The organism is Rhodoferax sp., from assembly GCF_039922535.1.
In the GTDB taxonomy this organism is placed as follows: domain Bacteria; phylum Pseudomonadota; class Gammaproteobacteria; order Burkholderiales; family Burkholderiaceae_C; genus Rhodoferax_B.
This window is the reverse complement of the sequence record NZ_JBDTEM010000380.1, coordinates 20,928-28,681: the sequence shown is the minus strand read 5'-3', so window position 1 is coordinate 28,681 and position 7,754 is coordinate 20,928. Positions and strand designations below refer to the sequence as shown.

The 7,754-nt window shown below is 63.4% G+C and carries 7 protein-coding genes; 4 read left to right on the top strand and 3 right to left on the bottom strand.

What is annotated here, in order from left to right; genetic code table 11:
• The 4 genes from ABI213_RS18245 to ABI213_RS18230 form a co-directional block, all read left to right on the top strand.
• Nucleotides 1-501: proton-conducting transporter membrane subunit (locus ABI213_RS18245; protein WP_348028110.1), on the top strand; the 501-nt coding region annotated here is incomplete at its 5' end.
• 35 nt (nt 502-536) lie between these two features.
• On the top strand, nt 537-839 hold the full coding sequence (locus ABI213_RS18240; protein WP_348007967.1) for a DUF2818 family protein: 303 nt from the start codon (nt 537-539) through the stop codon (nt 837-839).
• 51 nt (nt 840-890) lie between these two features.
• Complete coding sequence (locus tag ABI213_RS18235) at nt 891-1,484, top strand: NUDIX hydrolase (protein ID WP_348007968.1); 594 nt, start codon at nt 891-893, stop codon at nt 1,482-1,484.
• A 6-nt stretch (nt 1,485-1,490) separates the two neighbouring features.
• Nucleotides 1,491-1,964 carry a DUF1178 family protein gene (locus ABI213_RS18230; RefSeq protein WP_348007969.1) on the top strand — a complete coding sequence of 158 codons (474 nt, stop codon included), beginning with the start codon at nt 1,491-1,493 and terminating at the stop codon, nt 1,962-1,964.
• 225 nt (nt 1,965-2,189) lie between these two features.
• Here ABI213_RS18230 and ABI213_RS18225 read toward each other — a convergent pair whose 3' ends face one another.
• The 3 genes from ABI213_RS18225 to ABI213_RS18215 form a co-directional block, all read right to left on the bottom strand.
• Complete coding sequence (locus ABI213_RS18225) at nt 2,190-3,485, bottom strand: Glu/Leu/Phe/Val dehydrogenase (RefSeq protein ID WP_348007970.1); 1,296 nt, start codon at nt 3,483-3,485, stop codon at nt 2,190-2,192.
• Between the two features lie 116 nt (nt 3,486-3,601).
• On the bottom strand, nt 3,602-5,782 hold the full coding sequence (yccS, locus tag ABI213_RS18220) for a YccS family putative transporter (protein ID WP_348007971.1): 2,181 nt from the start codon (nt 5,780-5,782) through the stop codon (nt 3,602-3,604).
• 89 nt (nt 5,783-5,871) lie between these two features.
• A complete protein-coding gene (locus ABI213_RS18215) occupies nt 5,872-7,722 on the bottom strand; it encodes an ABC transporter transmembrane domain-containing protein (protein ID WP_348007972.1) in 1,851 nt (616 codons plus the stop codon).
• Between the last annotated feature and the right edge of the window lie 32 nt (nt 7,723-7,754).

Genomic DNA, 7,754 nt, shown 5'->3' with positions numbered 1-7,754 from the left:
ACCAATGCCTACAGCTCGTCGATGTTCTATGTCATTACCTACGTGCTGACCACCTTGGCCAGTTTCGGTGTGATTTTGTTGCTGGCCCGTGAAGGCTTTGAGAGCGAAGAAATCTCCGATCTGGCTGGCTTGAATGAACGCAGCCCTTTGTACGCCGCGGTGATGGCGATCTGCCTGTTCTCCATGGCCGGTATCCCGCCCATGGTCGGCTTCTACGCCAAGCTGTCGGTGTTGCAGGCGTTGATTGCCTCCGGCTATACCGGTTACATCGCGCTGGCGGTGTTCGCGGTGATGATGTCGCTGATTGGTGCCTTCTACTACCTGCGTGTGGTTAAGGTCATGTACTTCGATGCGCCTATCACCGCAACCACAGTGTCAGCACCCTTGGATGTTCGCGCAGTGTTGTCGGTTAACGGCGCGCTGGTGCTGATTTTGGGCATCGTGCCCGGCGGCCTGATGACCCTGTGCGCACGCGCGATCGTGCTGACATTGGGCACCTGATGCGCGCAGGCTGGGTGACGGGCAGGGCGGTTTAGGTGACACAGACCGTTTCCGTGTGGTTGGTGCTGTTGGCGGCCGTATGTGCTGCCAATTTGCCGTTTATGAGCCACCGCCTCTTCCTCGTTCTCAAGCTGGCCCAGCCCAAGTCCTTGGCTATGCGTTTGGGTGAACTGGTGGTCTACTACTTTGCGGTAGGGGGCCTGGGCTTGCTGCTGGAAAACCACGGCGGGCAGATCGCTCCCCAGGGCTGGGAGTTTTATGCCATCACCGGTACTTTGTTCATTACCTTGGCGTTTCCTGGCTTTATTGCCCGGTATCTGCTCAAGCAGCGCATTTAACTTCCGCTGAAACGCCGCCAGCCATGCTGTCGGCTCCCCCGAATGCCCTCTATGTCTACCCCCGACCAGCACCTCGTTGAGCACAAGACCGGCAGCGAAGAGCTGCTCAAAGGCCGCTTCCTGCATGCCTTTCGTGACACCGTGCAACTGCCCGACGGTGGCACTTCCACCCGTGAGTTCATCAAGCACCCCGGTGCGGTGATGGTCGTCCCCATGCTGGATGATGGACGCCTAGTGCTGGAGCGCCAATACCGCTATCCGCTGCAAAGGGTGATGGTCGAGTTTCCAGCGGGCAAGCTGGATGCAGGGGAGTCCACCTTCACCTGCGCCCAGCGCGAGCTACTTGAAGAAACCGGTTATTCCGCCACCGAATGGGCGCGGGCTGGCATGCTGCATCCGGTGATTGCCTACTCCACCGAATTTATCGATATCTGGTTTGCGCGCGGGCTGAGCTTGGGAGAGCGCAAGCTGGACGCAGGCGAATTTCTGGATGTGTTCACCGCCACCTTGCCCGAGCTGCTGGACTGGTGCCGCGATGGCCAGGTGACTGACAGCAAAACCCTCACGGCGGCCCTGTGGCTGCAAAACCTGGCCTCGGGTGCCTGGTCTCTGGATTGGCAGCCTACCGCGTCCGTGGTAGCCTAAAGCGCCATGAAAGTCTTGGACCTCCAATGCGCCCACCAGCACACCTTTGAAGGCTGGTTCGGCTCAGAGGACGATTTCCAGAGCCAACTCGCCCGCGGCCTGGTGGAGTGCCCGCTGTGCGGCAGCAGCGAGATTGTCAAAAAACTCAGCGCCCCGCGCCTGAATTTGGGTGCGGTACAAGTCCCCACCAAGACCGACGCAGCACCTGCAGCCGAACCCAGCCCCACTCCAGTTGCTGCTCCGGCACCGTCGCTCGAAGTCCAGGCCGCCTGGATGAAGATGGTCCGCCACGTGATTGCCAACACCGAAGATGTCGGCAGCCAGTTCGCCGAAGAGGCCCGCAAGATCCATTACGGCGAGCGCAAGGAGCGCAACATCCGGGGCGAGGCCACAGCGGAGGAAACCGAAGCTTTGCTGGACGAGGGCATTGATGTGCTGCCGCTGCCGATCCCTGCGGCACTGAAAAGGCCGCTGCAGTAGCCACCCGCTATCTTTATTGAAAAAATAAAGATAGCACCTGGCGCTGATTGAATAAGCGCTAGGTGCTAATTTTATGCTTGAAAAATGGCCTAAAAACCACCAGCTTGGCGCTTTAACACCCCTTCCAGAACACCGCAGAACCGGCTTCGCCGGGCTGCAGGTGTTGCCCCCTGCAAGGGGGTTGGCGAAAAGTGCATAGCACTGTAGCCTGGGGGTGTGCCAATTTCAGGGGTACAAACCGCGCAGTTCGCGGGTATGCAAAATCCGCTTGCAGGCCACGATAAAGGTGGCGGTGCGCAGGCTTACCTTGTTCTCTTGGGCCACCAACCAGACGGCGTTGAAGGCCTCTTTCATGATGCGCACCAGGCGGGCGTTGATCTCGTCTTCGTCCCAGAAGAAGCTTGAAAAGTCCTGCACCCATTCAAAGTAGCTCACCGTCACGCCGCCGGCATTGGCGATCACGTCGGGCAGCACCAAGATGTTGCGTTCTTGCAGGATGTCGTCGGCCTCGGGGGTGGTCGGGCCGTTTGCGCCCTCGATCACCATGCGGGCAGTGATGCGTCCGGCGTTGTCTTTGGTAATTTGCTGCTCCAGCGCGGCCGGAATCAAAATATCGCAGGGCACGTCCCAGAACGCGTCCTTGGCAATCACCTCGGCACCGGCAAAGCCGCCCACGCCACCCGCGTTTTTCACATGCTGCAGCAGGGCGGGCACGTTGAAGCCGCCTTCACAGTAGATGGTACCGCTGTGGTCCTGCACGGCCACCACGCGGGCACCGGCTTCGGCAAACAACTTGCCGGCCACGCCACCCACATTGCCAAAACCCTGCACCGCAATGCGGGCGGTGGACACGTCCAGGCCGATGTGTTTGGCGGCTTCCACGCCCACGGTGAATACGCCGCGGCCCGTGGCTTCACGGCGGCCCAGCGAGCCACCCAGATCGACCGGCTTGCCGGTGACCACACCGGTGGCGGTGGAGCCCTGGTTCATGGAGTAGGTGTCCATCATCCAGGCCATGATCTGTTCGTTGGTGTTCACATCGGGGGCCGGAATGTCCTTGTTCGGGCCGATGATGATGCCGATCTCGCTGGTGTAGCGGCGCGTCATGCGCTCCAGCTCGCCGCGCGACAGGGTTTTCGGGTCCACGCGGATGCCGCCCTTGGCACCGCCGTAGGGCACGTTGACGGCCGCGTTCTTGATCGACATCCAGGCCGACAGCGCCATTACTTCCGACAGCGTCACGTCCTGGTGGAAACGCACTCCGCCCTTGCCCGGGCCGCGCGAGGTGTTGTGCTGCACGCGGTAGCCTTCAAAGTGGGCGATGGAGCCGTCGTCCAGGTGGATCGGCACATCAACTACCAAGATGCGCTTGGGGCGCTTCAGGGTTTCTACCCAGCGTGCCAGATTGCCCAGATAGGGTTCGACCCGGTCCACTTGCTGGAGAAAAATGCCCCACGGACCCACGTGGTCCGGATTGAGGTACGAGGGCAGGGCGTGCTGGGTAGGCGCTTGGTTGGACATGGAATAAATCCCTTGTGTAGATAGAGAGGCGAAGCTTAAAACCCGTACCTCCATCTGTCCAAGGCCAGCTTTAAGGCCATCTATGCAAAAAATGTATGGCGATGCAGGGAGCCGGTTCAGCCCGCTGGGTCCGCCGCCAGCAGCCGCCCGGCCTGCACCCGTAGCGGCGGCAGCAATTGGCCGATCAAGGCCAGCTGGGATTGCACCACCCGGTGGGTTGCGTCGGTGGGGGCGGCGCACAACGTTTCCAGTACAGCCTCTTCTTCGGCATTGGCGGGTGGCACGGCCTGGCTGGTGGCCAGGCTGGTGGCTAACTCGTCCAGCACCTTGCCCACTAAGGCGGCGGCCTGCTCCGTGGACGCGTCGCCAGGGGCATTTTGCAAGGCCTCTCGGTGTGCGCCCAGGCCGGACAGGTAGTTCAGCAGGGTGTGCGAGAGCAGCAAAAACCGCAAACCGCTGTCGCTGCGGCCCTGCAGAAAACCTGGCTCCTGGAACAGGTTGGACAGCGCGGTAGACAGTGCCGCGTCCGCATTGTGCGCATTGCGCCGGGCCGTGCGGTAGGCCAGATCGTCGCGCTGGCCGCCATGGCCACTTTGGTACTGCGCCATGATCTGGCGCAGGTACAGGTTGCAGGTAGTCAGGGTGCGGGCGGCCACCTCGTGCATGCGGCGGCCCTGCCAGTCGGGCAGTATCAAAAACACCGCCAGCCCGGCGATCAGGCTGCCCACCACGGTGTCCACCAGGCGCGGCACGATCAGGCCGTAGCCATCGCCAATCTGGTTAAAGCTCAGCAGCACCAGCAGCGTCATGGAGCCCGTCGCCAGCGCGTAGTGCCGGGTGCGGTTGCCAAAGAACACCACGCCCGCCGCCACCGCAAACATGGCCTGCAGCAGCAGGCTGGGGAACAGCCGGAACAGCGCCCAGCCGACCACCAGCCCGGCCAGCGTGCCTACCACCCGCTGCACCATGCGCCTGCGGGTGGCGCCAAAGCTTTGCTGGCACACAAACACGGTGGTCAGCAAAATCCAGTAGCCCTGGCGCGCATGCAGCCAGTGCAGCAGCCCATATCCCACGGCCAGTGCAATGCTCAGGCGCACCGCGTGTCGAAACAGCGGCGTGGCCGGGGTCAGCTGCCGCCACACGCGGTCAAACGCGTCGCGCAGCGACTGGGGCGAGCGGTCCAGCAGGGCGTGGTCTTGCACCTCTGCCTCGGGCGCGGGCAGGCTGGCGCTGGTGAGCCGGGTTTGCAGCGTGCCCAGGTTTTTGGCCAAGGCCGTTAACGTGGCCAGCAGGCGCTGCCAATGCGGTTGTTGCAAGCCCTCCAGATGCGCCAGGGAATCTTGCAAGTCCTGCTGCGCCTGGGCGCTCACCGTGTCGGGAATCACCGCCACGCGCAGCAAAATCGCCCGCGCTAGCCGCTCGCAGGCGTGGCCTTGCAGGCGCAAAAGGCGCTGGCAGCGGAACAGCACATCGCTGTGGAAAAACGTCTCGGTCAGCTCGCTGTACGGTGAATGCGACGAGCTGGCCCGCTCATGCACCTCTTGGGCGATGAAATACAGCCGCAGGTAGTACTGCATGCGGTGGCTGGGCACGGCCTCCAGCCGGTTCAGGATGCTTTCCTTGGTGGTATTCAGCGCGGTAACCACCGCGCCGTTACGCTGCGCCAGGGCTAGGCGCTTGACCTCCTGGTCCACACCCCGCACCGGCTCGAACAGCGATGCCTTCAGCGTCAAATAGCCGCCCAGCACCCGGTACAAGGCGGCCAGATTCTGCTGCACGGGTTGGTGGGTAAACAGCGCGCACCACAGCACCGACAGGAATCCGTACCAGGTGGCACCGGTCAGCAGCAACGCGGGCTCCAGCCACTCGGCGTTGCCCGAGCCGCCGCGCTGGTCCATGCCGATGGTGGTGTAGATGGACAAAATCAGCGTGCCGTAGGCAATCGCCTGGTAGCGCGGGCTGATGGCGCCCAGCATGGTCAGGCCAAAGGTGGCCAGCACCATGGCAATCGGGAACAGCCAGGGGTGTGGAAACAACGCCTGCACTGCAAACGCCGCCAGCGCAAAGCACAGCAGCGTGACCAGCAGCGCCCGCAGACGCCCGCGCCAGTTGTCGTCGGTTTCGGCCAGTGCGCAGGCGATGGTGCCCAGAAACACCGGCATCACCAGCGCCATCTGGTCGTTCACCCAGCCCACCGCCATGGTGGTGCTCAGCGCAATGAAGATGCGCAGGCTGTAGGGAAACGTGTCCAGCGCCCACAGGCGGCGCAGAGACTGGGAGAGGGGCAAGAAGGGCATGCGGGCGTTGTGTACTATGAAAAATATAGCTGCTAGCGCAGGTGTAATCTGCGCCAGAGCCCTATTTTATGCACAAACCATGCCACATCCTAGACCGTAAATTGCAGCGCCGCCAGCCGGGCGTACACCCCATCTTGTGCCACCAGGGCCGCATGCGTGCCTTGCTCGACGATGCGGCCATGCTCCAGTACCACGATGCGGTTCGCCTGCTGCACGGTGGCCAGGCGGTGGGCAATCACCAGCGTGGTACGGCCGCGCATGGCCGATTCCAGGGCGGCTTGCACCATGCGTTCGCTTTCGGCGTCCAACGCGCTGGTGGCTTCGTCCAGCAGCAGCAGCGGGGCGTTTTTCAGCATGGCGCGGGCAATCGCCACGCGCTGGCGCTGGCCGCCGCTCAGGCGCACGCCACGCTCGCCCAGAAAGGTGTTGTAGCCCTCGGGCAGGGCGGTAATGAAGGCGTGGGCAAAGGCCGATTCGGCCGCCGCCATCACCTCGGCATCGGTCGCGTCGGGGCGGCCATAGCGGATGTTTTCCATCGCGCTGGTCGAGAACATCACCGCATCTTGCGGCACGATGCCGATGTGCTGGCGCAGGTCTTCCAGCGCCAAGTCGGGAGTGGCCACGCCGTCCAGCCGGATGCTGCCGCTCTGCGGGTCGTAAAAGCGCAGCAGCAGCTGGAATACCGTGCTCTTGCCCGCGCCGCTGGCCCCCACCAGGGCCACGGTTTCGCCGGGGGCCACGTTCAGGCTGAAATCTGCCAACGCGGCCTGCAGCGGGCGCGACGGGTAGTTGAAGTTGATATTTTCAAAATCAATAGCGCTCCCCGCAGATGTAATAAGCGCTGGAGCCGGATTAGGCGCAGATTGGATGGGCGACTCGGTGGCCAGCAGCTCCATCAGCCGCTCGCTGGCACCGGCGGCGCGCAGCACGTCGCCATACACCTCGCCCAGCACCGCGGTGGCACTGGCCAGAATGATCACGTACACCACGGTCTGCCCCAGGTGTCCGGCGGTAATGCTGCCCTGCAGTACCGCCTGCGTGCCCTGGTACAGGCCCCACAGCAGCGCGGCCGAGGTGGCGATGATGATGAAGGCCACCAGCACCGAGCGCGCCTTGCTGCGCCCCACGGCAGTCTGGAAGGCGGCGGCGGTGGAGGCGCTGAAGCGGGCGGCCTCGCGGCCCTCGGCGGTGTAGCTCTGTACCACCGGAATGGCGTTGAGCACCTCGGCGGCGATGGCGCTGCTGTCGGCCATCCGGTCCTGGCTGGCGCGCGACAGCTTGCGCACCCGGCGGCCAAACCAGGCACTGGGCAGCACGATCAACACCAAGATGCCAAACACCTGGGTCATCACCACCGGGTTGGTCCATACCAGCACGCCTAAAGCGCCGATGCCCATCACCGCATTGCGCAGGCCCATGCTCAGCGACGAGCCCACTACCGTTTGCACCAGCGTGGTGTCTACCGTCAGGCGCGACAGTACTTCGCCGGTCTGGGTGGTTTCAAAAAATTCCGGGCTTTGGCGCAGCACGTGGGCGTAGACGGCATTGCGAATGTCGGCGGTCACCCGTTCGCCCAGCCAGCTCACGGTGTAAAAACGCGCCGCTGAAAACAGGCCTAGGGCCGCCGCCACCGCAAACAAACCAAAGAAATGGTCGCGCAGCGCCAGCACCTGCGCGCCTTTGTCCACACTGCCGTCGGCACCGGTGTGCACCAGCCCCTGGTCGATCAGCGTGCGCAATGCCAGCGGAAACGCCAGCGTGGCCGCCGCCGCCAGGACCAAAAAAACGATCGCCAGCCCTACGCGGATGCGGTAGGGCCGCAGGAACGGCAGCAGCCCTGACAGCGAGCGCGGGGACCCCTTGGCCCCGGCCGATGCGGGCGCGGATGCAGAGCTGGGGGAGGGCGAAGACGTCGAAGGGGGGAGTGCGGAGGTGGCCATGCCTGCAGTGTAGCCAAATCAAATGCACAAAC

Bases quoted from the DNA above. Each gene is read 5' to 3' on its own strand.
- ABI213_RS18230 (WP_348007969.1), top strand. From the start codon at position 1,491: ATGAAAGTCTTGGACCTCCAATGCGCCCACCAGCACACCTTTGAAGGC.
- ABI213_RS18225 (WP_348007970.1), bottom strand. From the start codon at position 3,485: ATGTCCAACCAAGCGCCTACCCAGCACGCCCTGCCCTCGTACCTCAAT.
- ABI213_RS18215 (WP_348007972.1), bottom strand. From the start codon at position 7,722: ATGGCCACCTCCGCACTCCCCCCTTCGACGTCTTCGCCCTCCCCCAGC.
- yccS (WP_348007971.1), bottom strand. From the start codon at position 5,782: ATGCCCTTCTTGCCCCTCTCCCAGTCTCTGCGCCGCCTGTGGGCGCTG.
- ABI213_RS18235 (WP_348007968.1), top strand. From the start codon at position 891: ATGTCTACCCCCGACCAGCACCTCGTTGAGCACAAGACCGGCAGCGAA.